This window comes from Corynebacterium sp. Marseille-P3884 (genome assembly GCF_017942225.1).
GTDB lineage: Bacteria > Actinomycetota > Actinomycetes > Mycobacteriales > Mycobacteriaceae > Corynebacterium.
The window spans coordinates 53959-80478 of the sequence record NZ_JAGKSD010000006.1 but is presented as its reverse complement, the minus strand read 5'-3'; the positions used below and the strand labels follow the sequence as shown (position 1 = coordinate 80478).

Annotated in this window: 25 protein-coding genes; 21 read left to right on the top strand and 4 right to left on the bottom strand. The window is 63.8% G+C overall.

The genetic code is table 11. From position 1 onward, the window contains the following. The first annotated feature begins 3 nt into the window (after nucleotides 1–3). The 3 genes from J5Y21_RS05155 to metK all read left to right on the top strand — a co-directional run bounded on the left by J5Y21_RS05155 (nucleotide 4) and on the right by metK (nucleotide 4365). Nucleotides 4–1773 carry a hypothetical protein gene (locus tag J5Y21_RS05155; protein WP_210573422.1) on the top strand — a complete coding sequence of 590 codons (1770 nt, stop codon included), beginning with the start codon at nucleotides 4–6 and terminating at the stop codon, nucleotides 1771–1773. A gap of 24 nt (nucleotides 1774–1797) precedes the next feature. Then, nucleotides 1798–3048, top strand: coding sequence for a bifunctional phosphopantothenoylcysteine decarboxylase/phosphopantothenate--cysteine ligase CoaBC (coaBC, locus tag J5Y21_RS05150; RefSeq protein ID WP_210573420.1), 1251 nt, complete (start codon nucleotides 1798–1800; stop codon nucleotides 3046–3048). A gap of 102 nt (nucleotides 3049–3150) precedes the next feature. Then, complete coding sequence (gene metK, locus J5Y21_RS05145; protein WP_210573418.1) at nucleotides 3151–4365, top strand: methionine adenosyltransferase; 1215 nt, start codon at nucleotides 3151–3153, stop codon at nucleotides 4363–4365. Between the two features lie 107 nt (nucleotides 4366–4472). On the opposite strand, the gene J5Y21_RS05140 is transcribed toward metK, so the two are convergent. The 3 genes from J5Y21_RS05140 to J5Y21_RS05130 all read right to left on the bottom strand — a co-directional run bounded on the left by J5Y21_RS05140 (nucleotide 4473) and on the right by J5Y21_RS05130 (nucleotide 6759). Next, complete coding sequence (locus J5Y21_RS05140) at nucleotides 4473–5330, bottom strand: hypothetical protein (protein WP_210573416.1); 858 nt, start codon at nucleotides 5328–5330, stop codon at nucleotides 4473–4475. Then, entirely contained in the window at nucleotides 5331–5717 is a 387-nt protein-coding gene (locus J5Y21_RS05135) for a hypothetical protein (RefSeq protein ID WP_210573414.1), read from the bottom strand. It abuts the gene before it with no gap. Between the two features lie 103 nt (nucleotides 5718–5820). Continuing rightward, nucleotides 5821–6759 carry a polysaccharide deacetylase family protein gene (locus tag J5Y21_RS05130; RefSeq protein WP_210573412.1) on the bottom strand — a complete coding sequence of 313 codons (939 nt, stop codon included), beginning with the start codon at nucleotides 6757–6759 and terminating at the stop codon, nucleotides 5821–5823. 159 nt (nucleotides 6760–6918) lie between these two features. Here J5Y21_RS05130 and J5Y21_RS05125 point away from each other — a divergent pair, with 159 nt between their 5' ends. From J5Y21_RS05125 to secG, 18 genes are all read left to right on the top strand, one after another. Then, a complete protein-coding gene (locus J5Y21_RS05125; RefSeq protein WP_210573410.1) occupies nucleotides 6919–8946 on the top strand; it encodes a primosomal protein N' in 2028 nt (675 codons plus the stop codon). 29 nt (nucleotides 8947–8975) lie between these two features. Beyond that, nucleotides 8976–9476, top strand: coding sequence for a peptide deformylase (def, locus tag J5Y21_RS05120; RefSeq protein WP_210573408.1), 501 nt, complete (start codon nucleotides 8976–8978; stop codon nucleotides 9474–9476). Between the two features lie 26 nt (nucleotides 9477–9502). Then, nucleotides 9503–10429, top strand: coding sequence for a methionyl-tRNA formyltransferase (gene fmt / locus J5Y21_RS05115; RefSeq protein ID WP_210573406.1), 927 nt, complete (start codon nucleotides 9503–9505; stop codon nucleotides 10427–10429). Between the two features lie 56 nt (nucleotides 10430–10485). Continuing rightward, nucleotides 10486–11916, top strand: coding sequence for a transcription antitermination factor NusB (locus J5Y21_RS05110; protein WP_349236948.1), 1431 nt, complete (start codon nucleotides 10486–10488; stop codon nucleotides 11914–11916). A 9-nt stretch (nucleotides 11917–11925) separates the two neighbouring features. Continuing rightward, nucleotides 11926–12588, top strand: coding sequence for a ribulose-phosphate 3-epimerase (gene rpe, locus J5Y21_RS05105; RefSeq protein ID WP_210573402.1), 663 nt, complete (start codon nucleotides 11926–11928; stop codon nucleotides 12586–12588). 25 nt (nucleotides 12589–12613) lie between these two features. Continuing rightward, nucleotides 12614–13633: a bifunctional diaminohydroxyphosphoribosylaminopyrimidine deaminase/5-amino-6-(5-phosphoribosylamino)uracil reductase RibD gene (gene ribD / locus J5Y21_RS05100; protein ID WP_246874961.1), complete on the top strand. Its 1020-nt coding sequence runs from the start codon at nucleotides 12614–12616 to the stop codon at nucleotides 13631–13633. Further along, on the top strand, nucleotides 13633–14226 hold the full coding sequence (locus tag J5Y21_RS05095; RefSeq protein WP_210573400.1) for a riboflavin synthase: 594 nt from the start codon (nucleotides 13633–13635) through the stop codon (nucleotides 14224–14226). Before ribD ends, J5Y21_RS05095 begins: the two co-directional genes overlap by 1 nt. Before the next feature lie 5 nt (nucleotides 14227–14231). Beyond that, complete coding sequence (locus J5Y21_RS05090; protein ID WP_210573398.1) at nucleotides 14232–15479, top strand: bifunctional 3,4-dihydroxy-2-butanone-4-phosphate synthase/GTP cyclohydrolase II; 1248 nt, start codon at nucleotides 14232–14234, stop codon at nucleotides 15477–15479. 55 nt (nucleotides 15480–15534) lie between these two features. Next, nucleotides 15535–16053 carry a 6,7-dimethyl-8-ribityllumazine synthase gene (gene ribH, locus J5Y21_RS05085; protein ID WP_210573396.1) on the top strand — a complete coding sequence of 173 codons (519 nt, stop codon included), beginning with the start codon at nucleotides 15535–15537 and terminating at the stop codon, nucleotides 16051–16053. 164 nt (nucleotides 16054–16217) lie between these two features. Next, on the top strand, nucleotides 16218–16727 hold the full coding sequence (locus J5Y21_RS05080) for a PH domain-containing protein (RefSeq protein ID WP_349236947.1): 510 nt from the start codon (nucleotides 16218–16220) through the stop codon (nucleotides 16725–16727). A gap of 11 nt (nucleotides 16728–16738) precedes the next feature. Further along, the gene (uvrC, locus tag J5Y21_RS05075) at nucleotides 16739–18820 is read left to right on the top strand and encodes an excinuclease ABC subunit UvrC (RefSeq protein ID WP_210573392.1); all 2082 of its coding nucleotides are present in this window, start codon (nucleotides 16739–16741) and stop codon (nucleotides 18818–18820) included. A 35-nt stretch (nucleotides 18821–18855) separates the two neighbouring features. Further along, nucleotides 18856–19731 carry an RNase adapter RapZ gene (rapZ, locus tag J5Y21_RS05070; RefSeq protein WP_210573390.1) on the top strand — a complete coding sequence of 292 codons (876 nt, stop codon included), beginning with the start codon at nucleotides 18856–18858 and terminating at the stop codon, nucleotides 19729–19731. Nucleotides 19732–19750: 19 nt separating this feature from the next. Continuing rightward, nucleotides 19751–20749 (top strand): uridine diphosphate-N-acetylglucosamine-binding protein YvcK, encoded by a 999-nt coding sequence (gene yvcK, locus J5Y21_RS05065; RefSeq protein WP_210573388.1) that lies wholly within the window; start codon nucleotides 19751–19753, stop codon nucleotides 20747–20749. A 66-nt stretch (nucleotides 20750–20815) separates the two neighbouring features. Then, nucleotides 20816–21787: a DNA-binding protein WhiA gene (gene whiA, locus J5Y21_RS05060; protein ID WP_210573386.1), complete on the top strand. Its 972-nt coding sequence runs from the start codon at nucleotides 20816–20818 to the stop codon at nucleotides 21785–21787. A gap of 172 nt (nucleotides 21788–21959) precedes the next feature. After that, entirely contained in the window at nucleotides 21960–22970 is a 1011-nt protein-coding gene (gene gap, locus J5Y21_RS05055) for a type I glyceraldehyde-3-phosphate dehydrogenase (RefSeq protein WP_210573384.1), read from the top strand. A 94-nt stretch (nucleotides 22971–23064) separates the two neighbouring features. Further along, nucleotides 23065–24285, top strand: a complete 1221-nt coding sequence (locus tag J5Y21_RS05050; protein ID WP_210573382.1) for a phosphoglycerate kinase — start codon at nucleotides 23065–23067, stop codon at nucleotides 24283–24285. A gap of 20 nt (nucleotides 24286–24305) precedes the next feature. Then, nucleotides 24306–25091 (top strand): triose-phosphate isomerase, encoded by a 786-nt coding sequence (tpiA, locus tag J5Y21_RS05045; RefSeq protein WP_210573379.1) that lies wholly within the window; start codon nucleotides 24306–24308, stop codon nucleotides 25089–25091. Nucleotides 25092–25199: 108 nt separating this feature from the next. Beyond that, nucleotides 25200–25436: a preprotein translocase subunit SecG gene (gene secG, locus J5Y21_RS05040; protein ID WP_076599434.1), complete on the top strand. Its 237-nt coding sequence runs from the start codon at nucleotides 25200–25202 to the stop codon at nucleotides 25434–25436. 12 nt (nucleotides 25437–25448) lie between these two features. Here the strand turns inward: secG and J5Y21_RS05035 are convergent, their stop codons facing one another. Then, entirely contained in the window at nucleotides 25449–26303 is an 855-nt protein-coding gene (locus J5Y21_RS05035; protein ID WP_210573377.1) for a hypothetical protein, read from the bottom strand. Nucleotides 26304–26520: the final 217 nt, after the last annotated feature.

Below are 26520 nucleotides of genomic sequence, written 5' to 3'. Positions count from 1 at the left end.
AAAATGAAATTAGTACTGAATGACGCTCAAAGTGCCGTCGACAAGCTCGTCTCTGCTGCGGATGTATTGTCCAGCGAGAAATTTACATCAGGATTTGCATGGCTAAAGTCATTCTCCCAGGTCTCGGGCCTGGACGAATCGGGATCAATGCACGGCACCATTCGGAACGACAGCGAGCCGGAGGCAACAAAGGGGTTATCGCAACACTTCGCGAATGCGGTTGACCTTCTCACCGCGCAGCTGACGGGCTATCAGATGGCGGACAACAGTTTCGCGGATGTGCTGGGGAATGTCGGGCAATCGGTGATGGGGAAGAGCCTGGAAGCGGTTATCGAGAATGTCAGTACGGAGCAACCTACGGTGAACAACTTCACCGCGACGAATCCGGTGGCGGGAAAGCCGTTCAGCTTGGATACGTTGAATACGGAGCTGATTGCTACTGACGTGGCGTCGATGTCGGGAATGTCGACGGACTGGGCGGATACGGCAGCAACGATCGGGGAGGCGCTGTCGTACATTCCTGGTGCTATCGCCGACCTGCAGGGGTCGTCGGAGACCGAGTCCATCGCGAAAGCGATCGAGAACCTCGGGCAAATCGAGACTGCCGGTGGCGAATACATGGCTAATGCCAGTGCGTTATCCACGCTCACCGCGAGTCTGGTCACAGTGACCGAGGCGAACGCACTCCAAGTAGCGGCGGCGCTCGCAGTAGCGCGTGCGATACCGAATGCGAGTCTGGCCAAGACATTCGAGGAAACTTTCCTGACTGCATTTTCACCGAAGCTCACCACCGAGCTCGTGCCAGTGACACCGCTGTTCACGCAGCTGTTGCCAGAGTTGGGTGCGCCGAATGGGAACGGAACGAATCAGTCGGGCACGGCCGGGTCGGGAACGCCGACGTTTGAGGACACCCCGCTGCCGAAGATCGTGCAGCAGGCGCTGTCGAATGCCGGCTACCGGGATCTGGCCTACGCGTCGACACCGAGCCAAGTCGTTGAGCAGTTCGGGCGGCCGAACCCGGATATGCTCCAGTCCATCGCGGCGGGAGCGACACCGACGCAGGCAGCAACAGCGGCCGCACCGTCAATGCCGCCGGCGCTGACAGGTCTCACTGGTGGCGGCGCTGGCGGTGGCGCTGGTGTCGGAGCAGGTGGTGGTGCTGGTGCAGGCTTGCCGGGTATGGGCCAACTGGGCTCGCTGGGAGCTGGTGCGGGAACCGGACTTGCTGGTGGCGTTGGCGCTGGCGCTGGTGCTGCTGCAGGGATTGGCCCTGGTGGTTCGGGCGGGTTTGGCGGTCCGGCGATGGCGCCGCTGGGCGGTGCGGGCCGTGGGGCGTCAGGTAGTGCAGGTGGACTTGGTGGCGCACTTGGCGGCGCACGTGGCTCTGGCCTATCCGGTGCTGGGGGCGGTGGTCGCCTGGGTGGTGTCGGTGGTTCTGGTGCTGGTGCTGGTGCGGTTGCAGGACCGATGGGAGGATTCGGTGCTGGAACTGGTGCGGGCATGGGCACTGGCGCTGTCGGCCAGGGCGGCAATACGTTCGTCGGTGGAGGACAGGCAGGCAACGGTGCGGGCGCGCGTGGAGCGGTTGCCGGCGGGCCGGGCATGTATGGAGCTGGTCATCGCGGGGCAGGCGCGAACAGCGGCAAGCGGGGAAAGGTGCAAGCAGTGACATCGGCGGTCGAGCGTGAAGGAAACTTGAAAGCACTGCTTGGTGAGGCACCTGAAGTGGTGCCCGGGGTCATCGGGGACTGGGTCCGGCAGCCCCGGACCTAGCGGTGGTGGGTAAGCTCGGGGGCCATGAGCCCAGAGCCCAGTGAGAACACGAAAACACCCCGCAACGTCGTCGTCGGAGTCGCGGGCGGAATTGCCGCATATAAGGCATGCCACCTCGTCCGGGAGTTCACCGAGGACGGAGACAGCGTCCGCGTTGTGCCGACGCCGGCGGCGCTGAATTTCGTTGGGGCGGCGACGTTCGAGGCATTGTCAGGTCACCCGGTGGACACCGATGTGTTCTCCCGCGTGGACGAAGTGCAGCACGTCCGCGTGGGCAAGGAAGCAGACCTCATCGTCATCGCGCCGGCGACCGCGGACACCATCGCGCGGATCGCTGCGGGACGGGCAGACGATCTGTTGACGGCGACTGTGCTTGTGGCTACGTGTCCGGTCGTGCTGGCGCCGGCGATGCACACGGAGATGTGGGAGAACCCCGCAACACAGGACAATGTGGCAACGCTGCGCCGCCGCGGCATCGTGGTGCTGGAACCAGCACACGGACGTTTGACCGGAACGGACACCGGGCCGGGCAGGATGCTCGAAGCCGAGCAGATCGCCGAGATGGCGCGCACCGTCCTCGAGACCGGTTCGTTCGGTCTTTCGCTGCAGGGCAAGAAAGTCGTCATCAGCGCCGGTGGCACACAGGAGAATATCGACCCGGTGCGCTATATCGGCAACCGGTCGTCCGGACGCCAGGGCTTCGCGTTGGCCGACATCGCCGCCCACCGCGGGGCCGATGTCACGATCGTGGCTGGCGACACAGATGCACTGGACACACCGCCCGGAGCGGAGATCATCAAGGTGCGGTCCACACGCGACATGAAAGAGGCGGTGGACCAGGCAGCAGCGGACGCGGACATCGTCATCATGGCGGCGGCTGTGTCCGACTACCGGCCGGAGCATGAAGCGGACTCGAAACTGAAGAAGGGCGAGTCCGACGATGCACTGGCCACCCTGCACATGGTGGAAAACCCGGACATCCTCAAAGGCCTCGTCGAAAAGCGCGATGCGGGCGAGACTGTGGCGACGATCGTGGGCTTTGCCGCGGAGACGGACAACCCGCTGGAATACGGCAAGGCGAAGCTGGAGCGCAAGGGCGCAGACCTGCTCATGGTCAACTCCGTCGCCGGTGGTGCGGTATTCGGTGAATTGCGCAACAGCGGCTGGCTGATCGGCAAGGGCGGGAACGTCGAGGAAATTCCGGACGGTCCGAAGCACGTGGTAGCTGCGCGGATCTGGGACGGAATCGAAGCGCTTTCTTTAAACAGACAGTGAGGTTGTCTTCTTTAGACAGCTTGGTCTATTGTTGTGTGCGCGCCGCGCACGACGCGGGTCACGCTATGAGACAGCCGTCTAAGACAAAGGACCGACCACACGATGACAGACCCCTTCTACCGCCTCTTCACCAGTGAATCCGTCACTGAAGGGCACCCCGATAAGATCTGCGACGCCATCTCCGACACCATTCTGGACGACATGCTCGCCCAGGACCCGTTGTCGCGCGTGGCCGTGGAAACGCTGGTGACCACCGGCCAGGTTCATGTCGTCGGTGAGGTGACCACGAAGGCGTACTCCAATATCGCCAAACTCGTGCGTGACAAGCTCGTCGAAATCGGGTTCATTTCCTCCGAGGTCGGCTTCGACGGCCGCACCTGCGGTGTGAATATCTCCATCGGCGACCAGTCCGCTGAGATCTCTGACGGCGTCACTGACTCGCTCGAAGTGCGCTCGAACACTTCAACCGGGGAAGAGGACCAGTCCGGTGCCGGCGATCAGGGCTTGATGTTCGGTTACGCCACCGACGAGACCCCGGAATTCATGCCGCTGCCGATCTCTACCGCGCACCGACTCTCACGCCGCCTCACCCAGGTGCGCAAAGAGGGGGTTGTTCGAGGCCTGCGCCCAGACGGCAAGACGCAGGTGACCTTCGCTTATGACGGCGACACCCCCGTGTATCTCGACACCGTGGTCATCTCTACCCAACACGACCCAGACTTCACCGGCGCTGAGCTAGAGGCCGCCCTGCGCGAGCACGTCCTCGAGTGGGTGCTTGAGGATGCCGGGCTGGCTCACTTCCTGACACCGGACACCAAGCTGCTGGTCAACCCGTCCGGTTCCTTCGTGCTGGGCGGCCCGATGGGCGATGCGGGCCTGACAGGACGCAAGATCATCGTGGACACGTACGGCGGCATGGCCCGCCACGGCGGTGGCGCCTTCTCAGGCAAGGACCCGTCAAAGGTGGACCGCTCCGCGGCGTACGCGATGCGTTGGGTGGCGAAGAATATTGTCGCAGCAGGCCTCGCTAAGCGCGTGGAAGTCCAGGTTGCTTACGCAATCGGCCGTGCGACCCCGGTGGGCCTGTACGTGGAGACCTTCGGCACCGCAGCTGAAGGCCAGACCAACGAGACGATCCAGCAGGCAGTGGAGAAGGTCTTCGACCTGCGCCCGAGCGCAATCATCCGTGAATTGGATCTGCTCCGCCCGATCTACTCGGATTCCGCCGCCTACGGCCACTTCGGCCGGACCGACGTGGACTTCCCGTGGGAGGCGCTGGACAAGGTCGACGATCTGAAGTCGGCTGCCGGGCTCTAATCCTTCGGCCGGTAGGGGTTCGTCTCCTCGGCGGAATCCTCCTCGGTTTGTCCAGGCTGCTCACGCGTGCTGGACGGACGCGTCTCCGCTGTGTCAGCGGAGGCGCTTTATTCGCGCCACTGCTCTTTTTCTGCTTCAGACTTTCGGTAATTGCGCAGTGCGATGATTCCCACAACAATGCCGACGACGATGGGAACCCAGATTTTCGTGTACTCCATCATGAGCTGCACCCACTCGGGAAGCGCAGGCAGCGACGGAAGATTCGGCAGGTCGATATTCGGAGTCGGCAGCGTGACCTGAGGGAGATCAGGCACGGGCAGCTCAACATGGGGAAGCGTGAAATCAGGCAGCTCCCAATCCGGTAGGAATTGCGACAGCCAGTCCAAAAATCGACCGATGATGGGGCTCAGGACGAGCACTGCGATCGCCCAGCCGGATTTACCGATTCCCTCGATGATGGGAATCGCTGTGCGCCGGACGGGGCTGGACTGCATCATCTCGCGGCGCCGTTCGCCGCGCGAACCTGCGGGCGGATCGAATTCGACGACCGTCGAGCCCTCGCGGAATTCAATCTGCAGGATGTCCTTGAAGTGGTTCACCTGCAACCGCAAGTGCGGCTTGGAGCGGTCGGTGCCGAAATTGACGAAGAGCTCGAGCTTGTCCTTCTTGCCCGGACCGCGCAACGGAATCCGGTTGGAGCCTTGCTCGATGCTGTCGTACTGGTGCTGCACCTCGCCGTCAACGAGGACCTGAAGGCGCAGCGGCGGATTCTTTCGGAATTCGCCGAGACGCGTCCACGGTTTCGCGTCGGCGGGTGCGCGTTCGCCGGCGTCCGGGTCGTCGCTGAACTTCTCCGGAAGCTCGCCCGGCCAATCGGGGTCGGCGGCGAGAAAGTCTTTGTCGAAGCCGGAGCGCACCTCGATGCGCCCGTAATCGGGATGGTCGAGTACCCACGTCTCTAGCACTTAGTCATCATCCCCAGTGGTTCCCGCCAAAAGCCCCGCCAGGTAATCGAAGGCCGCGGCAATGATGATCACACCGATGAAGTAAATGACGGTTCCGTCGTTGAAATACAGCAGCTTCGCGGCCATGAAGCCCACGCCCGCCGTGAACGGCAGGGACCAGGTCGGACGGTACGTCCAGCCGTCGATGAAGCCGAACAAAGCAGCGGTACCCAAGATCAGTCCCGCGGTTGGGGCGCCGGCGTTTTCTTCGCCGACAGCCGGAATCAGCACCAAAGGGCCGAGCAAGTACACCGCGAACATCACATACGGGGTGACCTTTTGCCAGCCTCGACGCTCGGGTTTTCCGTCATTTTGCTTATCGACGAATACCGCATCCGATTCACTCATGCCCCGAACTTATGCGATCAAAAATGTAGTTTCAATGCGACTGGCCGTGTGATCGAGCGCACGGTCAGAGGAAAGCAATGAGGTGGGCAGGGAGAGCGATTCGCTATTCGGCCCTGGTGTAGGTGCGACCCGGCTCCGGCTGGATCATCTCGTCCAAGGTGACTGGGCGGAGACCCTTCGCACGGAGTCCGTCAATGATGCAGGCGGCGGCATCCACGGTGCTGGGGTGGATATCGTGCATGAGAATGATCGAGCCTGCCTGGGCATTGTCCACGGCATTGCGGCAGGTGATGTCCGCATTGCGGTTCTGCCAGTCGGCAGTGTCCACGTCCCAGAGCGCCAGCGCCATGCCGCGCTCACCGGCGATAGCGGCAACGCGGTCGTTCGTCGCGCCGTAGGGCGGGCGCAGCCAGTGTGGCTTTGTGCCCAACGCCGATTCGATGGCACGGCTGGTCTCGTCGAGTTCGCGGCCGACTCGATCCTCGGGGATCGCGTTGAGCTGCGGGTGGTTGTACGAGTGATTGGCTACCAGGTGCCCCTCATCGCGCTCGCGGCGGAGAAGTTCCGGGAATGCGTCAGAATTGGTGCCGATCGCGAAGAATGTCGCCTTGACATCCTTGCTCTTCAGAATGTCGAGCAGACGCGGCGTTGTCTCCGGCGACGGGCCGTCATCGTAGGTGAGCGCCACGGTGTTCGTGCATGCAGGCGGGGTCTCCGGTGCTGGCTTCTTACGGCCATTGGTGTCGAAGCACATGGAGGGTTCCTTCGGCAGCGGCTGCGTGCGCGGATGCGGGGTCTGCTGAACCGGGCGGAGACCCTCCGGGATCGCCTTCTTCATGTCGGGAGGCAGAGCGTCGTATGCCTGGCGCATGCCGTTTTCAACACCAGAGGAGATGTTGTGCGATACCTGCGAACTCAACGCGGCAGGATCCGGATTCAGTGATGGACCCGGATTAGCCGACAGCGGCCCAGCGGTAGCGGGGCCAGCCAGCATGACGGTGGTGATCAGAGCCAACGAAGAAGCGATAACGGAGCGTTTCACAGCTAAAGCGCACTTTCCAACGACGAACGACTGAAACCGAATTGATTATGCGTCTCGTGCACTTTTTTGGCAAGCATTTACACGCGATTTTCAGGGTAAAAGTCCAGGTAACAAATAGGTCACAATGATGTGGTCGCTGTGGCCGTTACACTTTGGTGCATGTCAGCAAGCTCCAACAGTGCCCCCGCCGCGGCCAACCCGGTCGCGCACGTGCTGCCACTTTTGGGGTTGCCGCACCTGGACCGTGGCTTCGACTACCTGGTGACCGAAAGTCAGTCGGCTGATGCGCAACCGGGGGTGCGCGTGCGCATCCGTTTCGCGGGCAGGCTCGTCGACGCGCTGGTGCTCGCGCGCACCGCTGAGTCGGACCACGACGGCAAGCTCCGTTTCATTGAGCGTGTGGTCTCGCCGGAGGTGGTCTATCCACGTCAGATGCGCGAACTCGTGGACGCGTTGGCTGACCGTTATGCCGGGACCCGCTCCGACATCATCCGTTCTGCGATTCCTGCCCGCCACACCAAAGCAGAGTCGACGGACACCGCAACGCCGTGGGAGGAGCTCGGCAGCGCGGAAGAACCGGACCTGTCGGGGTGGAGCGCTTATTCCCACGGCGAGTCGTTTGTCGATGCGGTGGTCGGCGACACTGTCGCCCGTGCTGCGTGGCAGATCGCGCCTGGTGATGACTGGGCAGATGCACTGTCCGCATTGGCGGCCAAGATCGCGGCCGACGGTGGCGGAGTGCTCATTGTCGTGCCGGACCAGACCGATGTGGACCGAATGCACACGGCACTTCGGCAAGTTGTGGGCCCGCGCCAGATCACCACTCTCACTGCCTCGCTCGGCCCGCAGGCACGCTACAGCCGTTTCCTTTCAATCCTGCACGGCCAGGGGCGCCTGGTCGTTGGTACTCGTTCCGCCGCGTTCGCGCCGGTGGAGAATCTGCGGCTGGCAGTGGTCATGTTCGACGGTGACGATTCGCTCGTGGATCCCCGTGCCCCGTACACGCATGCTCGGGAGGTGCTCACAACACGGTCCTCGGTGGAGAAATGCTCGCTGATCATCGGCGGTCATGCTCGCACCGCCGAAACGCAGCTCTTAGTCGAGTCCGGTTGGGCGCACGATCTCATCGCCCCGCGCACGAGCCTGCGAACGCGCTCACCACACATTCACGCCGCTGGCGACAGCGATTTCGAACTGGAGCGCGATCCCCGCGCTGGCGCTGCACGTCTTCCATCCGTCGCTTTCGAAGCGGCGCGGCGCGCGCTCAACGCTGACAAGCCAGTGTTGTTCCAGGTGCCCCGGGCCGGGTATGTCCAGGCTCTGGCGTGTGGGAACTGCCGCGCCCCCGCACGGTGTCGCGCGTGCAACGGTCCGCTCGGGCTGCCGTCCGGCAACGAAGCCGCCGCACCGACGTGCCGGTGGTGCGGGCGAATGGACAGCGCTTATGTGTGCGCGAATTGTGGTTCGCACCGGTTGCGCGCCGTGGTGGTGGGAACGCAGCGCACGGCGGAAGAACTGGGGCGTGCCTTTTCACCCCACAAGGTGATTGCGTCGTGGGGTGAGCGCATTCACACAGAGGTGGAGGATAAGCCGGCGATCGTCGTGGCCACTCCTGGTGCCGAGCCGCGAGTCGCCGACGGCGGTGCGTACGGCGCCGCGATTCTGTTGGACACATGGGCGTTGCTCGGCCGGCCAGACCTTCGCGCCGCGGAGGAGACCATGGCGAAGTGGATGGCGGCGGCCACGCTGGTCGCTCCGCATGGCAAAGGCGGGGAAGTGGTCGTGGTCGCTGATGCAGCACTCCCCGTCGTCCAGCATCTGATTCGCTGGGATGCAACCGGTCATGCGGCAGTGGAGCTCGCCCAGCGACGCGAGGTACGCTTCCCGCCGGCTGTGCACATGGCAGCAGTGGATAGCCCGCGGGAATCGCTGAATGATTTCCTCGACCACATTGATCTACCCGCAGAAGTAGACATTCTCGGTCCCGTCGATCTTCCCGCCGGCGTGGACCTGCCCGGTGAATGGGATCGCCGTACTGCCGGGCAGGCTCAGCGTGTCCTCATCCGTACCCCGCTGTCCACGCGCACAGCGCTGGGCAAAGCGCTCCGTGCGGCAGCGGTGAACCGCGCGACCCGCAAGCAGGATCTGCCGTTGCGGATCCAGGTGAACCCGATGCACATCGGCTAGCGCTCGTGCGCCACGTAGACTGGGCTGCCATGACCGTCCGTCCCATCAGGATCTTCGGTGATCCGGTTTTAAACACGCAGGCCGCCCCCGTCGAGCTTTTCGACGACGCGTTGCAGCGCCTCGTCCACGACATGCTCGAGACCATGGACGATGCCGGCGGCGTCGGGTTGGCCGCCAACCAGATCGGTTTGACCAAGCGGGTCTTTGTGTACGACTGCGACGGCATGCGCGGCGCATTGATCAACCCGGAATGGACGCCGATCGACGACATGGTGCAGATCGGCCCGGAAGGCTGTTTGTCGATTCCTGATCTGCAGGCTGATGTGGCCCGCCACGAGACGGTGGTGGCGACCGGCCGGGACGAATTCGGGCGCCCCGTGACGTTGCGCGCCAACGGTCTGCTCGCACGCTGCATCCAGCACGAGACTGACCATTTGGACGGCGTGCTCTTCTTGCGGCGGCTTGAACCGGAGGTGCGGAAAGAAGCGATGCAGATGATCCGCGGTATGGATTGGTTCACGGGCGAGTAGCGAGCGAGTAGGAGGAAAATAGACACATGCGTGTGGTTTTCGCGGGAACACCGGAACCGGCGGTGGTGGCGTTGGAGAAGCTCATCGCCTCGGAGCATGAAGTGGTGGCGGTACTGACGCGCCCTGACGCTAAGAAGGGGCGCGGTCGCACGTTGCACCCGTCGCCGGTGAAGGCCCTGGCGCAGGAGCACGGGATCGAGGTTCTCACCCCGGAGAAGCTCAAAGGCAATGAGGAGGTCAAGGCCGAACTTGAAGCGCTCGCGCCCGATGCGATTCCGGTCGTGGCGTACGGCAACCTCATTCCGGAGGATTTCTTGGACATTCCCACGCACGGGTGGGTGAACCTGCATTTCTCGTTGCTGCCGCGTTGGCGCGGCGCCGCGCCGGTGCAAGCGGGAATTCTGCACGGCGACGAATACAGCGGGGCGACGACATTCCGCATCGATGCGGGCCTGGATACTGGCGATATCTTGCTGCAGGAGCCGGAGCGCATCGAGCCGACTGATACGGCGGATGACCTGCTGACCCGGCTTGCTTATTCCGGCGGCGATCTGCTCGTGCGCACGATGGACGATCTCGCTACCGGGCACGCGACGTTCACTCCGCAGGAGGGGGATGCGACGTATGCGCCGAAGATCAGCAAGGACGACGCCCGGATCGACTGGTCCGCTCCGGCAGTGGAGATCGAACGCGCGGTCCGCGCATACACCCCGGGGCCCGGTGCGTGGACCACGCTGGGCGGGGACCGTGTCAAGGTCGGGCCCGTAAGCATCGATTCCGCCGCCGAGAAACTGGAGCCGGGGCAGGTCGCTGTGAGTAAATCTGCGGTCCATGTTGGTACTGGCACCGAAGCTGTGGCGCTCGGCCAGATTCAGCCCCCGGGCAAGAAGATGATGGCCGCGGCCGACTGGGCTCGCGGTCTGCAGGACAATGAAGGGGTGGCTTTCGAGTGAGCGGAGGTTTCCGGTCCCGCACCAAGCGCGCGAAGGAACAGGCTGCGCAAGAGGCGATTCACGGGGAGAAGAAACACTCGCCGAGGCGTGACGACGGCGCGCGTCGCCCCCGCCGAGCCCGCGATTCAGGCGAGCCCCGTGGCAGGAATGCCGGTGTCGGAAGTATCGGCGATCCGGCTCGCCAAGCGGCCTTCGACGCGGTGCTGCGGGTGGAAGTCGAGGATGCATTCGGCAATTTGGTCCTGCCTCAGATTCTCCGGGAGCGGAAGATCACCGGGCGCGACGCGGCATTCGCCACAGAGATCGCCTACGGCACGCTGCGCACGCTCGGTGTTCTCGACGCAGTGATCGCCAACTGCTCGTCGCGGCCGCTGGACGGTCTCGACCCGGCGGTGCTCACCGCTTTGCGCCTGGGCGCGTACCAATTGCTGTTCACGCGTGTCGACGACCACGCTGCGGTTGATACCTCAGTCCGTCTCGTGGCGGCCGCGGGTGCGGAAAAAGCGAAGGGCTTTGTCAATGGCATCCTGCGCACGATGTCCCGCACGAGCGTCGAGAAGTGGATGGACAAGCTCACCCCGGACGGTGAGATCGCAGCCGTTGCGTTCCGCACGGCGCACCCGGAATGGATCGCGCAGTCTTTCGCCCGCGTCGTCGGGACTGCCGAACTGGAGGAAGCTCTCCAGGCCGACTCGCAGCGCCCGATCGTTCACCTCGTCGCACGCCCGGGCGAGATGTCGGCAGAGGAACTAGCGCTGGTCACCGGTGGGGAAGAAGGACGCTACAGCCCGTACGCCGTGTACCTCGACGAGGGCGGAGACCCAGGTTCGCTCGAGCCCGTCCGCGACAAGATGGCCGCTGTGCAGGATGAAGGCTCGCAGCTCATTGCCCGTGCTGTGGCCGAGCTGCCTGTCGCCGACGATGGTGGACGCTGGCTCGATTTGTGCGCGGGGCCGGGCGGCAAGGCAGCGCTCATGGGCTCGCTGGCTGCCATCGACGGCGCGCGCGTTGACGCGATCGAAGTCAGCGCGACCCGCGCGGACCTGATCCGGAAATCCACTGAAGGAATGCCGGTGACGGTTCACGTCGCCGACGGCCGCGACCCGGGGCTCGAGCCGGGATACGACCGCGTGCTCGTCGACGCTCCGTGCTCCGGGTTGGGTGCGCTTCGCCGCCGCCCCGAGGCCCGGTGGCGCAAGAGCGAGGAGGACATCGCGGAGCTGACTAAGCTGCAGTCCGAGCTTCTGGCCTCCGCCGTGCGGTTGGCCAAGCCTGGTGGTGTCATCGTGTATTCCACGTGCTCGCCGGATGAAAGGGAGACGCGGGGGATCGTCGATAAGCAGCTTGCCGCAGGCGATACCGACGAGCTCGACGTGCGTGACGTGCTGCCGGAGATGGGCGATCTCGGCCCGCACGTGAGTGCACAGATGTGGCCACACCGCCACGGCACCGACGCGATGTTCCTCGCCGTCCTGCGAAAGCGATAGTCTGGGGTCATGATCTACATCGCCCCGTCGATCCTCGCCGCAGACTATGCCGATCTTGGTGCTGACGTGCGCAAAGTGCCGTCCGCTGACCTGATCCACGTTGACATCATGGATGGCCACTTCGTGCCCAACCTCTCCTTCGGGCCCGACGTGACCAAAGCCGTTGACGGCGTGACTGACCAGTTCCTGGACATCCACATGATGATCGAGGAGCCGGAAATCTGGTTTGAGACCTATATCAAGGCTGGCGGCGACCGTCTCGTATTCCACATTGAGGCGACCGATGACCATATCGCCGCGGCGAAACAGATCCACGACTTGGGAGTTCAGGCTGGATTCGCCATCAAGCCCGGTACCCCGATCGAGCCGTACCTCGACGACCTCGAGCATTTCGAGCAAGTCATGATCATGAGCGTTGAACCGGGCTTCGGCGGCCAGAAATTCATGCCTGAAGTGCTGAGCAAGGTCGCGGCCGCGCGCGAACGCATCGAAGAAGCTGGCTTATCGACGATCATCGGCATCGACGGCGGCATCGCCCAATCCACGATCGCCCTGGCTGCCGAAGCTGGTGTGGATGCCTTTGTCGCAGGCTCCGCGGTCTTCGGCGCCGAAGACCCGGCCGAGGCGGTAGAGACCCTTCGCACTCTCGCTACCGCGGCCTCCGAGCGTTAGCATGACCGCACACTTTCACGCGGACATGTCTCCGGCTGTTCAAGCTGCGATGATCGCCGCAACGAATGCGGGCCAACGTGTCCGTGGAACGACGAGCCCGAATCCGCCTGTTGGCTGCGCGCTTTTCGACGACGCAGGCATCATCACCACCGGCGCTACCGAACCCGTCGGCGGCCGGCACGCTGAACGCGTCGCCCTCGATGCCGCTGCCGCAACCGCGCCCGAGCGTGTCCGCGGCGCATCGCTCGCCGTCACCCTCGAACCCTGCAACCACACCGGCAGGACAGGCCCGTGCGCCGAAGCGATCGTGAATGCAGGTATTGCGCACGTCTATTTCGTTCACCGCGATCCACACCCGCTCGCCGGGGGAGGTGCAGAGCATCTCCGCGCCAGCGGAGTGCAGGTCACCGAGGTGAGCTACCCGGTCGACGGTCTCGAGCCGTGGCTCGACGCGACGGTGTACGACCGCGTGTCCGTCACCGCGAAATTCGCCGCCACCCTCGACGGTTTCACCGCGGCATCTGACGGCACGAGCCAGTGGATCACCTCCGACAACACCCGCCAGTACACGCATTTCGACCGTGCAATGCGCGACGCGATCGTCATCGGGACGGGCACCGCCATCGCCGATGACCCATCGCTCACCGCCCGCGACCGTGACGGATCTCTCCTTGAGCACCAGCCGCGCAGAATCGTTGTCGGCACGCGGCCAGTGCCCGACGGAAACCTGACACGCCTCGGCTTCGAGCAATACGCCACCCCACAGGAAGCCTTTGATGCCCTGTATGAATCCGGCGCCCGCGATGTCCTCGTCGAGGGCGGCCCGACGCTCATGCGCAGCGTGTTCGAGCTCGACGTCGTTGACCGCGTCCACGCCTACCTCGCGCCCATGCTGCTCGGCAGCGGACGGGGTCTGCTCGGCGGGCCACTCGCCGGCACGCTTGCCGACGCCCACCGCTTCGAGCTGTACGACGCCTTCTCCCTCGGAGACGACGCCGTCGTCGAATTGCGCCGCCCGCGACCACACGACAAGGAGAGCGACTAATGTTCACAGGCCTCGTGGAAGAAATCGGCACCGTAGAAACCCTTGAGCAGCTAGATAACGCTGTGCGCCTGACAGTGTCAGGCCCGACCGTCACCTCCGATGCCGCACCTGGTGACTCCATCGCCGCCGACGGCGTGTGCTTGACCGTCGTCGATTCAGCTAACGGGGCGTTTACCGCGGACGTGATGAAGGAAACGCTCGACCGCTCTCGGCTCGGCAGCTACGAGCCTGGTTCGCGCGTCAATCTCGAACGCGCTGTGTCCGCCAGCGCGCGCCTGGGCGGGCACATCGTCCAAGGCCACGTCGATGGAGTAGGCGAACTCATCTCCCGCGCGCCCTCCGAGCACTGGGACGTCCTGCGTTTCTCCCTGCCGGCAGCGCTGTGCCACTACGTCGTTGAGAAGGGTTCCATCGCGATCAACGGCACCTCCTTGACTGTGTCAGCGGTGGGGGAGGACTATCTCGAAGTCTCCCTCATCCCGACAACGCTGCGGGACACCACTTTCGGAGAGCTCACCGTGGGCGAGACCGTCAACTTCGAGGTCGACGTGGTGGCCAAATACGTTGAGAAAATGGTGGGGGTCTACCATTAGTCCTCATGACGGACACCCTGCGACTCGATTCAATTGAAGAAGCTGTTGCGGCGGTCGGCCGCGGTGAAGCGGTCGTTGTGGTGGACGACGAGGACCGCGAGAACGAGGGCGACCTGATCTTCGCGGCTGAGCACGCCACCCCGGAGCTCGTCGCGTTCATGGTGCGCTATTCCTCTGGATATATCTGCGTGGCCATGGACGAAGAGGCAGCCACGCGCCTCGACCTGCCACCGATGGTCGCCGTGAACGAGGATGCGCGCAGCACTGCCTATGCCGTCACCGTTGACGCAGCTACCGGCACCACCGGCATTTCCGCCCGTTGTCGCGCGGAGACGATCCGTCGCCTTTCCGATCCAGCCCGCACCGCCGCGGATTTCACCCGTCCGGGCCATGTCGTGCCGTTGCGGGCCCGCCGCGGCGGGGTGCTCGTCCGTGACGGGCACACGGAGGCATCGGTGGACCTCGCGCGGCTCGCCGGGTGTCAGCCGGTCGGCGCGCTGTGCGAGATCGTCTCCGAAGACGACCCGACGGACATGGCCCGCGGTGACGAGCTTCGCCGCTTCGCCGACGAGCACGGCCTGAAGATGATTTCCATCGCCCAGCTCATCGCGTACCGCCGTCGCACGGAGCGCATTGTCGAGCGCGTTGTCTCGACGACGCTTCCCACCGAGTACGGGGACTTCACGGCGTACGCATACAAATCGCTTATCGACGCCTCCGAGCACATCGCCCTCGTCCACGGCGACGTTTCCGGCGGTGCAGACGTCCTCGTCCGCGTGCACTCAGAGTGTCTGACTGGCGACGTATTCGGTTCGCGGCGCTGCGATTGCGGGCCGCAGCTGCACGAGTCGATGAGGATCATCCAGGAGGCCGGCCGAGGCGTGATCGTCTATCTACGCGGCCACGAAGGCCGCGGCATCGGTCTGGCCGCGAAGCTACGGGCGTACCGCCTGCAGGAGGACGGCCTAGACACAGTCGACGCCAATCTCGAGCAAGGTCTTCCAGCTGACGCGCGCGAATATTCCGTCGCCGGTCACATTCTCGCTGACCTCGGCCTCGCCTCGATGGAGGTGTTGTCGAATAACCCCGCTAAGGTGGAGGCGTTGAGCGGTTACGGTCCGGTCGTTCTGGGCCGGACACGCGTGGAAATCGCGCCTTCGCACAGCAACATCAAGTACCTGCGGACCAAGCGAGACCGAATGGGACACGACCTCCCTGTAGTCAAAGAATGGGATAAGGCGCATGGCATCTAAGATGGGGTTGTGCGACTCTTCGCCGAAGATGTTCGAAACTGATTAAGGAGCAACCATGATTTTCGGAGCGCCCGACACGTCACCGGATAAGATCGACGCGAAAGGCATGCGTGTTGCCGTCGTCGGAACCGAGTGGAACGCTGAGGTCGTGGACCACCTGATCCAACGCGCAGTGGAGCTGGCTGAAGCAGCTGGTGCTGAGGTCCATGTCTTCATGGTCTCTGGCGCAATGGAGCTCCCGCTCATGGCGCAGGCCGCGTCCAAGCGCTTCGACGCTGTGGTGGCTCTCGGCTGCGTCATCCGCGGCGAAACCCCGCACTTCGACTACGTCTGCCGTTCCGTCACCGACGGCCTCACTCGCGTCGCCCTGGACATGTCTGTCCCGGTCGGCAACGGTGTCCTCACTGTGGACACCTACGCGCAGGCGATGGACCGCACCGGCGGCCCGGACGCCCACGAGGACAAGGGCGCAGAGGCATTCGCCGCCGCTGTCGGTGCGGCCAAGGTCATGGAAGAAATCGAGCGCTTCCCGCTGATGAAGCTCACCCGCGGCGACGCTCACGACGCCTGGTAAAAAGACACCGCAGTAACAGGGCTGGCTTTCGCAGTCAGCGACACAGCGGCGGGGCACACGCGACCATGGCCCCGCCGCGCAGCGCTTGCGCGAGAAAAGGAACGACAAAGGGGAGACACGTGGTCAACGAGGTAGCCAAGGCCGACAACGGAGGCAACGAGCACATCCCTGACCGTGACCGCGATTTTGCCCTTTTCAACGCACTCGACCCGCACGCGGTCACCTCGACCAAGCCGTGGGAAGTTGAAATCGCCTCGAAATACCTGCGTCGCGTTGCTCTCGCTGCCGTCATCGTGATCATGGCGGCGCACATCTTCACCGGCGTGATGGTGGACGTGGAATTCACGGGGGCGGCGATCACGACCGTCGATAAGTTTGCTTTCCCGGCGATCGGGCTCATCCTGTCCGTGCTCGTGTGGCTGGCGCTCACCCGCCCACGCGTCCGCGCGAACGAGGACGGGGTGGAGGTCCGCAATATCATCGGGACCCGCTTCTACCCGTGGGTCGTCGTCTACGGCCTGTCGTTCCCGCGCGGCTCACGCATGGCCCGCCTCGAACTCCCTGAATTTGAGTACGTCCCGCTGTGGGCCATTCAGTCAGGCGATAAAGAGCGCGCTGTCGAGTCGGTGAAGGAATTCCGCCGTCTCGAGGCCCGCTACATGCCGGAAGACTAGGGGCAGTCGCTGTGGTCAACCCAGCTACCTACCGCCCCGCGCCCGGGACGATTCCCACCGAGCCGGGTGTGTATAAATTCCGCGACGGCGCCGGACGCGTCGTCTACGTCGGCAAAGCGAAAAATCTCCGCGTCCGCCTGAACAACTACTTCCAGCCGCCGGAGCAGCTCCACCCGCGTACCCGCCAGATGGTGTTTACCGCTTCCAAGGTGGAGTGGACCGTCGTCGCCAGTGAAGTCGAAGCGCTCCAGCTCGAATACACCTGGATCAAGCGGTACGACCCGTGGTTCAACGTCATGTACCGCGACGACAAGACGTACCCGATGCTCGCCGTCAGCGTGGGGGAGCGCTACCCGCGCGCGTTCTTCTACCGCGGTCCGCGCCGCAAAGGCGTGCGCTATTTCGGGCCGTTCTCCCACGCCTGGGCTGTACGCGAAACGCTGGACCTGCTCACGCGGGTCTTCCCCGTCCGGACGTGCTCCAACGGCGTCTTCAACCGCCACGAGCAGCTCGGGCGGCCGTGCCTGCTCGGGTATATCGACAAGTGCTCCGCGCCCTGCGTGCAACGTGTCGACGAGGCAGAGTACGACGAGATCGTCTCCGGCTTCATGGGCTTCATGTCTGGCCGGACCGACGCTGTGGTCAAAGGACTCACCAGCCAGATGATGGAGGCGAGCGAGAACCTCGAATTCGAAAAAGCGGCGCGGCTGCGCGACGATCTCGGTGCCGTCAACAAGGTCATGGAGCGCCAGACAGTCGTGCTCAGCATCGACACGGACGCCGACATCATCGCCTTCGACACCGACGAGCTCGAGGCCGCCGTGCAGATCTTCGCCGTGCGCGAGGGTCGGATCCGCTCGCAGCGCGGGTGGGTCGTCGAGAAAACGGGAGACGAGCCGGGATCGCTCACACGGCTTGACGACGGCGAAGCCGATCCCGCCTTGCCCGCCCTCATGCAGAATTTCCTGGTGCAGCACTATTCCGATGCTGTCGAACGCATGGAGCAGGAAAAAGCCGAGGATGAACGGCTGGCGGCCAAGAAGGTCCGGCGCCGCGGTGTCGACCAGGAATCGCACGAGAAAATCCGCCCGCCGATGCCTGTCCCACGCGAAATTCTCGTTCAAGTGATGCCGGACGAGCCGGAAGAGACCCGGGCACTGTTGGAACAGCTCCGCGGCGGCCCTGTCGAATTCCGCGTCCCGCAGCGCGGCGACAAGAAAGCGCTCATGGAGACGGTCCAGCGCAACGCCAAGGAATCGCTGCGCCAGCACAAGCTGAAGCGCGTCGGCGACCTCACCGCGCGATCGCAGGCACTCCAGGACATTCAAGACGCCCTCGGCATGGATGACGCACCCTTGCGCATCGAGTGCACCGATATCTCCCACATTCAGGGCACCGACGTCGTCGCCTCGCTCGTCGTCTTCGAAGACGGGCTGCCCAAGAAATCCGACTACCGCCGCTACCGCATCAAGGAAGCCGCGGGCGACGGCCGCAGCGACGACGTGGGCTCCATCGCCGAGGTGACTCGCCGGCGCTTCAAGCGCCACAACCAGGACAAGCTGGCCAACCCCGAAGACCCGGACCTCGACGAGACCAGCTTCACCGACGAGGAACTCGCCGACTCTTCCACGGAGACCACCGACAACAAGCGGTTCGCGTACCCGCCGCAGCTGTTCATCGTCGACGGCGGCAAGCCGCAAGTCACCGCCGCGCAGAAAGTCTTCGACGAGCTCGGCATTATCGACGTCACCCTCATCGGTCTCGCCAAACGCCTTGAAGAGATCTGGGTGCCTGATGACGATGAACCCCTCATCTTGCCCCGCAATTCCGAAGGCATGTACCTGCTGCAGCAGATCCGCGACGAAGCGCACCGCTTCGCCATCACCTACCACCGGCAGCAACGCTCCAAACGCATGCGCGCTTCCGCCCTCGACGGGATCCCCGGCCTCGGTCCCGCCCGCCGCAGCGACCTAGTCAAGCACTTCGGCAGCGTGAAAAAGCTCAAACAAGCCAGCGTCGACGACATCGCAGAAGTCAAGGGGATTGGTCCCAAGCTCGCGGAAACGGTGTACGAGCATCTGCGGAAAAGCTGACGTCGTCAAGCGTGCAATTGGATACGATGGGGCACATGACCACCCCAACTGAGCTGCGACCCGTCATTATCACGGGTCTTTCCGGTGGCGGGCTGTCCTCCGCCGCGAAAGTCTTCGAGGACAAGGGCTACTTCGTCTCCCAGAACCTCCCGCCGCAACTCATCCTCGAGCTCATGGACCTCGCGGCGCGCAAAGACTCGCCCGTGGACAAGCTCGCCGTCGTCACCGATGTTCGCGCCCGCATCTTCAAAGGCTCCCTGATGGAGATGATCAGCGTCGCGCGCGACCGTGGCTTCAACCCCTTCGTGCTCTACCTTGAAGCGCGTGATGATGTCCTCATCCGCCGCTTCGACAGCGTCCGGCGCACTCACCCTCTCCAGGGCGACAACCCCTTGAGCGTCGGCATCGCCCGCGAACGCGCCGAACTTGCCCGCGTGCGCGACACCGCCGATGTGATCATCGATTCCTCGAACCTGTCCATCCACGACCTGCGCCGCGCCATCGAAGCGTCCATCGGCGACCTCGACTCCGCCAAACAGCACGTCACCGTTCAATCCTTCGGCTTCAAGCACGGCTCGCCGCGCGACGCCGACCTCGTTTTCGACGTCCGCTTCCTGCCGAATCCCTACTGGATCGAGGAGCTCCGCCACTTCCGCGGCGTCGACAAACCGGTCAGCGACTACGTGCTCTCGCGTCCTGGCGCCGGGGACTTCGTCGATGGTGTCGTGAAACTACTGACCTCTATGATGGACGGATACAAACACGAAGGAAAAGACTTCGTCACCGTCGGAATCGGCTGCACCGGCGGCCACCACCGATCCGTCGCGATTTCTGAGGAAGTCGGCCGCAGGCTCGCCCAGCAAGCAGGCCTCGACGTCTCAGTCATGCACCGCGACCTGCAGCGCCACTAGAAAGAACAGCAACCCGACCATGACCCAACTCCGCATCACCAGTCTCGGTGGCGGCCACGGCCTGCATCAGACCTTGATCGCCGCTAAACGCATGACCAGCGCACAAGACGGCGACGGTTGCGACCCAGAGGCCTGCCGCGTCCACGCCGTTGTGACCGTCGCCGACGACGGCGGGTCCTCCGGCCGTCTGCGCCGCGAACTCGCTGTCATCCCTCCCGGCGACCTGCGCATGGCCATGGCGGCGCTGACCCCCGAAACTGACGACGGTGATCTCCGCCGCGACGCATTACAGCACCGCTTCGGCGGCAACGGGGCCATGGCGGGGCACGCCGTCGGCAACCTCATCATCGCGGGCCTCACCGAAATGACGGGAAATATCCAGCAAGCACTCGATACCGTCGCGCGCTGGACGTCCGCCAAAGGACGTGTCCTGCCGGTCGCGCTCGAACCGCTCGACATCGAAGCAGAAGTCGCCGGGCTTGACGACGACCCGCGTCTGATCCGTTCCGTCCGCGGCCAAGTCGCCGTCGCCACGACCCCTGGATCCGTCCGCCGCGTTCGCCTGCACCCGGCCCAGCCAGCCGCGAACCCGGAAGCGGTGGACGCTATCTTGAACGCCGACATCGTCACCATCGGTCCCGGGTCCTGGTTTTCCTCAGTGCTGCCGCACCTGCTCATCCCGGAGATCGTGGCGGCCTTGAACGAGACCAAGGCCACCGTCGTGGTGATCCTCAATCTCTCGCCTGAAGCGGGGGAGACCCCCGGATTTTCCACCGAACGCCACATTCATGTTTTGAGCCAACATGCACCCGAGCTACGCGTGGACATGTTCTTAGTCGACAACGGCACCGACCTGACCGCAGGGGAACGCAGCTATCTCACACGCACCGCCGACCAAGCTGGCGCGCGGATGGTGTTCGCGGATCTCCGCGAAATCGATGCATCGGGTGAGCCCATGAACAGGCACGATCCGGACAAATTGGCAGCTGCCATCACGGCGGAACTCGACGGAAACTAGACTGTCGCACAGCTACCGGTTCATTCACGAAACGTTGCTGGCACCAGGGAAAGGGAGAATTCTCACGTGGCGTTGACAGCGAAAGTCAAAGACGAATTGCTGGCGGTCACCCCGTCAGGGACAGACGCCCGCATCGCCGAGGCGACCGCGATGCTCCGCGTGGCAGGGGAGTTCACCCAGGGGCTGCACGGCATCGAGGTGCATGCCGATTTCGCCGAGCTCGCCGTGGCTGATCACCTCGCCACCACCATCCGCGACGTATGCGAGGTCGACGTGGCCGTCGACTCCGTTGCAGCTGGCAGCAATTCCCGCGAGACTCGCTACGAAGTCACCGTGACCGACGGCGCCCGCGATGTCATCCGCCGCTTCAAGCTCGTCACTGCCTCCGGCCACCCAGTGGTGGGGCTGCCCCGCACAATCATTTCCGGCACCACCGCCGAGGTCGAAGCTGCATGGCGCGGGGCATTCCTCGCGCGCGGAGCCCTCACCGAACCCGGCCGCACCTCCAATCTCGAAGTGATCTGCCCACGGCAGGAGACCGCCCTGGCGCTCGTCGGACTCGCACGGCGCCTGTCCGTGCCGGCCAAGACCAAAGAGACCCGCGGCACCGAGCGCGTCTTCGTGCGCGACGGCGACGCCATCGGCATCCTCCTGTCCCGCATGGGCGCACCCCGCACCCGCCTCGAATGGGACGAAAAACGCAAGATTCGCGATGAGCGCACCAGTGCCAGCCACCACGCCAATTTCGATGATGCGAACCAGCGCCGCTCCGCCCAAGCAGCCGCCGCAGCGGCCGCCCGCGTCGACCGCGCCATGAACATTCTCGGCGACGACGTGCCCGAGCACCTTGCCGACGCCGGTTACCTCCGCGTCAAGCACCGCCATGCCTCCCTCGAGGAACTCGGCCGCCTCGCCGACCCCCAGATGACCAAAGACGCCGTTGCCGGACGCATCCGCCGACTGCTCTCGCTCGCGGACAAACGCGCCGAAGAACTCGGCATCCCCGACACCCACGCTGCCGTCGACGAGGAAGCATAGTTCGCGCTTGGTGCCGTAACGGTGCTGGAAAGGTGGGGTACGCAGTCGTCGAAAAGCGACTGCGGGGGAGAGGCCAATTCTCTACACTGGGTTTCGGAGACCGCGAATTGACAAAGAAACATCGCACGGTCTAAGAGAAGGAACCCAATACTCCCCGAAGGAGCACTCACACATGACCACCCGTATTGGCATCAATGGCTTCGGCCGCATCGGCCGCTCCGCGTTCCGCATTATCCTCAACGAGTACGCCGACGACCTCGAGGTGGTGAAGATCAACGATCTCACCGACAACGAGACCCTGGCTCACCTGACCAAGTACGACACCGCCTACGGCCAGATCGGCCGCGAGGTCACGTACGACGATGAGTCGATCACCGTTGACGGCAAGCGCATCGAAGTCACCGCCGAGAAGGATCCGTCAAACCTCGCATGGGGCGACGCCGACGTGGACATCGTGCTCGAGTGCACCGGCATCTTCACCAACGGCGAGAAGGCGAAGGCCCACATCGACGCCGGCGCCAAGAAGGTCATCATCTCCGCACCGGGCAAAGAGGTCGACGGTACCTACGTGTGGGGCGTCAACCACACCGACTACACCAACGACGCCACGATCATCTCCGCCGCGTCCTGCACCACCAACTCCCTGGCTCCGGTGGCTAAGGTCCTCAACGACGCATTCGGCATCGAGCGCGGCCTGATGACCACGATTCACGCCTACACCGGCGACCAGCGCATCCAGGACGCGCCGCACAAGGATCTGCGCCGCGCCCGCGCCGCAGCCCAGAACATCGTCCCGACGACGACCGGTGCCGCCAAGGCCGTCGCGCTCGTCCTGCCGGAGCTCGAGGGCAAGCTCGACGGCTTCGCGATGCGCGTGCCGACCATCACCGGTTCCGCGACCGACCTCACCGTCACCGTTGGCAAGGACGTCACTGTCGAGGAGGTCAACGAGGCAGTCAAGAACGCTGTGCAGGACACCGAGTTCGGTCGCGCGCTCGAGTACACCGAGGATCCGATCGTGTCTTCCGACATCATCGGTAACTCCCACGGTGCCATCTTTGATGCCGGCATGACCCGCGTCATCGACGGCAACCTGGTGAAGATCATCTCCTGGTACGACAACGAGTTCTCGTACACGTCCCAGTACATCCGCATGACCAAGCACGTCGCGGACAACCTCTAAACCACAACTTCCAATCGCGATGCCCGGGTAGAGTGCAATCTCGCACCCTGTCCGGGTTTTGCTCGTTTCACCCTGATTCCAAGGAGTAAAAATCATGGCTGTACGTTCCATCGACGAACTGCTCAAGGAGGGCGTCGACGGACGCCACGTGCTCGTCCGCTCTGACTTCAACGTCCCGCTCGACGACGACGGCAACATCACGGACGCCGGACGCATCGACGCGTCGCTGCGCACCATCAAGGCGCTTATCGACGGCGGCGCCAAGGTCATCCTCACCGCCCACCTCGGCCGTCCCAAAGGTGAAGTCAACCCGAAGTACTCCCTCAAGCCTGTGGCAGAGGCCCTGTCCGACAAGCTCGGTCAGTACGTCGCCCTGGCATCCGACGTCACCGGCGAGGATGCTCACGAGCGTGCCAACGGCCTGTCCGAAGGCGATGTGCTCCTCGTCGAGAACGTGCGTTTCGACGGCCGTGAGACCTCCAAGGACGAATCCGAGCGCGGCACCTTCGCCGACGAGCTCGCTGCCCTGGCCGCAGACAACGGCGCCTTCGTCTCCGACGGCTTCGGCGTTGTTCACCGCGCACAGGCCTCCGTGTTTGACGTAGCGAAGCGCCTTCCCGCCTACGCCGGCTACCTTGTCCAGGACGAGGTGGAAAAGCTCGCCTCCGTCAAGGACAACCCGACCTCCCCGTACGTCGTCGTGCTCGGCGGCTCCAAGGTCTCCGACAAGCTCGGTGTCATCGAGGCTCTGGCCGAGAAGGCTGACAAGGTCATCATCGGCGGCGGCATGTGCTACACCTTCCTCACCGCGCAGGGCCACAACACCCAGGCCTCCCTGCTGCAGGAAGAGATGGTGGACACCTGCAAGGAACTCATCGAGAAGTACGGCGACAAGATTGTCCTGCCGGTCGACCTCGTGGTCGCCTCCGAATTCGACAACGATGCCGACCGCAAGGTCGTCGACCTCGACGGCACCCCTGAAGGTTGGATGTCCCTCGACATCGGCCCGGAGACCGCCAAGAAGTACGCAGAGATCATCGCCGACTCCAAGACCGTGTTCTGGAACGGCCCCATGGGTGTGTTCGAGAAGCCGAACTTCGCCGACGGCACCCGCGCCGTCGCCCAGGCCATGATCGACGCCACCGCGAACAACGGCTCCTTCACCGTCGTCGGCGGCGGCGACTCTGCCGCATCTGTGCGCACGCTCGGCCTCGACGAGAACGGCTTCTCCCACATTTCCACCGGCGGCGGCGCTTCCCTCGAGCTCGTCGAAGGCAAGGAACTTCCGGGCGTCGCCGTCCTGGAACAGAACTAGAGCGAAAGGAGCCACTACTAATGGCACGCACACCACTGATCGCCGGCAACTGGAAGATGAACCACGACCACCTCGAGGCCATCTCCCAGGCGCAGCGTCTCGCATTCGCGCTGCCGGGCGACTACTACGAGGACGTCGACGTCGCCCTCACCGTCCCCTTCACCGACCTGCGGTCCCTGCAGACCCTCGTCCAGGGCGACAAGCTGAAGATCACCTACGGCGCCCAAGACGTCTCCGCCCACGAGTCCGGTGCCTACACCGGCGAGATCTCCGCGGCGATGCTGGCCAAGCTGGACTGCACGTGGGTTGTCGTCGGCCACTCCGAGCGCCGCGATTACCACAACGAGTCCAACGAACTCGTCGCCTCTAAAGCCAAGGCCGCACTCGACAACGGCATCAGCCCGATCGTCTGTGTCGGTGAGCCCTTGGATGTGCGGGAGGCAGGGGAGCACGTGGGCTTCGTCGTCAAGCAAACGCGCGAATCGCTCGCTGGCCTGTCCACCGAGGAACTCGCCAAGACCGTGATCGCCTACGAGCCCGTGTGGGCCATCGGCTCCGGCAAGAGCGCGTCCGCTGAAGACGCCCAGGAGATCTGCGCCGCCATCCGCGGCCTCATCGCCGAGCTTGCCGACGACACCGTCGCCTCCTCCATCCGCATCCTTTACGGCGGGTCCGTGAAGGCCGACACCATTGCCGACATCATCGGCCAACCCGATGTCGACGGCGGCCTCGTCGGCGGCGCTTCCCTCGACGGCAACGACTTCGCCAAACTCGTCGCCGCCGCAGGCGACGCAGTCCGCGCCTAGAGGCCCTCACCCCAAAGCTTCCCCGGCACGCCGATGCTGGGGAAGCTTGCCCGTTCATGTAATATGTGAACGGTTAACCGCCCGTACCCGATATGGAGGCATCATCACATGACCCTCGCACTGCAGATCATCCTCGTCATCGCATCCCTGCTGATGACTGTCTTCGTTCTGCTGCACAAGGGCAAAGGTGGCGGCCTGTCCTCCCTCTTCGGCGGCGGCGTCCAGGCGAACCTGTCCGGTTCCACCGTCGTGGAGAAGAACCTCGACCGCTACACCGTGGCCGTGGCGATCATCTGGATCGTCTGCATCATCGGCCTCAACCTGATCCAGGCATACGGCCTGTAAGAATCAGACCGCCTAAATCAGCCCCTGATCCTTCAAGAACTGGAGGTAACGCGGGGGTTCTTCTTCAAAAATCTCCGGGACCATCATGTATGCCGCGATGAGCCCGTTTGCGGCTGGTCGCTCGTAGCCGAGCTCGTACTCGCATTGACCCAGCCGCAGTTGGATATACGGGTTCTCGATTCCGCCGGGCGATTGCGTTGCCTCGAAGAACGCATCGCGGGCGGCCTGCCAGTCTCCAAGTTCTATTAGGGCATCGCCCATTGTGCCTAAGAACCACATGGCCCCGTCCGCCAACCGGGGATTACCCAGAAGTGCCAAACCTTGGTGGCACAATTCGATGGCAGAACGGTAATCCTCGGCATCCATCAGTTCATTGATGCGCTCGGCGAGTTCTTGCACCTCCGGTGAGTCGACTTCGGATTCCTGTGCGGGATTTTCTTCGGGACTGGTGATCTCACCCGTAGCGACAGCCACATAAGTCTTGTCCTTGCCGAACCCGGCCGTACCGAACTCTTCGTACAGATCGGAAAAGATCGCCCGTGCCCGCTCTTTGGAGCCAACGTGCCATTCGATCACACCCTCGTAGAACCGGCGTTCCTGGTCGTCTTCCGGGTACCACCGGGCGAAGCGGTGGAACCACCGAGCCATGTCGTTGTAGGCGCCCAGTCGCATCATCTGCGCCAATGCGGTGTTCAGAATGAGTTTGAGCTTCTCGGTGTCTTCCTCATCACCGGGGAACATGGCCCACATCTGGTTGTACAAAGCGACCAGCGTCGAAGCGTCGCCCTGCTCTACCGCTGCGTCGATGCGAGGATCCAGCTCTTGTTTGAATGTGCGTTTGAAGTTCTTCCAGGCTGCTTCATCCATTGGTGCTCCTACGGGTCGTTGTGCGCGGACTTGGTTATCCGGCCTTGCGCCCGAATGTAGACGAATATGTAGTTGTCCAGTTTTGAATTCGCTGGGCGTTCACTGATCTCGATGTCGACGACGGCCTTCTCCCGCTTTCGCTTGACGACGCCACACTGTCTCCCACAACACCCCGCCCCACGCTTTTTCACACCGCGGTGTGCGGCGGGGTTTCGGC

Bases quoted from the DNA above. Each gene is read 5' to 3' on its own strand.
- J5Y21_RS05155 (WP_210573422.1), top strand. From the start codon at position 4: ATGAAATTAGTACTGAATGACGCTCAAAGTGCCGTCGACAAGCTCGTC.
- coaBC (WP_210573420.1), top strand. From the start codon at position 1,798: ATGAGCCCAGAGCCCAGTGAGAACACGAAAACACCCCGCAACGTCGTC.
- metK (WP_210573418.1), top strand. From the start codon at position 3,151: ATGACAGACCCCTTCTACCGCCTCTTCACCAGTGAATCCGTCACTGAA.
- J5Y21_RS05135 (WP_210573414.1), bottom strand. From the start codon at position 5,717: ATGAGTGAATCGGATGCGGTATTCGTCGATAAGCAAAATGACGGAAAA.
- J5Y21_RS05125 (WP_210573410.1), top strand. From the start codon at position 6,919: ATGTCAGCAAGCTCCAACAGTGCCCCCGCCGCGGCCAACCCGGTCGCG.
- def (WP_210573408.1), top strand. From the start codon at position 8,976: ATGACCGTCCGTCCCATCAGGATCTTCGGTGATCCGGTTTTAAACACG.
- fmt (WP_210573406.1), top strand. From the start codon at position 9,503: ATGCGTGTGGTTTTCGCGGGAACACCGGAACCGGCGGTGGTGGCGTTG.
- rpe (WP_210573402.1), top strand. From the start codon at position 11,926: ATGATCTACATCGCCCCGTCGATCCTCGCCGCAGACTATGCCGATCTT.
- ribD (WP_246874961.1), top strand. From the start codon at position 12,614: ATGTCTCCGGCTGTTCAAGCTGCGATGATCGCCGCAACGAATGCGGGC.
- J5Y21_RS05095 (WP_210573400.1), top strand. From the start codon at position 13,633: ATGTTCACAGGCCTCGTGGAAGAAATCGGCACCGTAGAAACCCTTGAG.
- J5Y21_RS05090 (WP_210573398.1), top strand. From the start codon at position 14,232: ATGACGGACACCCTGCGACTCGATTCAATTGAAGAAGCTGTTGCGGCG.
- ribH (WP_210573396.1), top strand. From the start codon at position 15,535: ATGATTTTCGGAGCGCCCGACACGTCACCGGATAAGATCGACGCGAAA.
- rapZ (WP_210573390.1), top strand. From the start codon at position 18,856: ATGACCACCCCAACTGAGCTGCGACCCGTCATTATCACGGGTCTTTCC.
- yvcK (WP_210573388.1), top strand. From the start codon at position 19,751: ATGACCCAACTCCGCATCACCAGTCTCGGTGGCGGCCACGGCCTGCAT.
- gap (WP_210573384.1), top strand. From the start codon at position 21,960: ATGACCACCCGTATTGGCATCAATGGCTTCGGCCGCATCGGCCGCTCC.
- J5Y21_RS05050 (WP_210573382.1), top strand. From the start codon at position 23,065: ATGGCTGTACGTTCCATCGACGAACTGCTCAAGGAGGGCGTCGACGGA.
- tpiA (WP_210573379.1), top strand. From the start codon at position 24,306: ATGGCACGCACACCACTGATCGCCGGCAACTGGAAGATGAACCACGAC.
- secG (WP_076599434.1), top strand. From the start codon at position 25,200: ATGACCCTCGCACTGCAGATCATCCTCGTCATCGCATCCCTGCTGATG.
- J5Y21_RS05035 (WP_210573377.1), bottom strand. From the start codon at position 26,303: ATGGATGAAGCAGCCTGGAAGAACTTCAAACGCACATTCAAACAAGAG.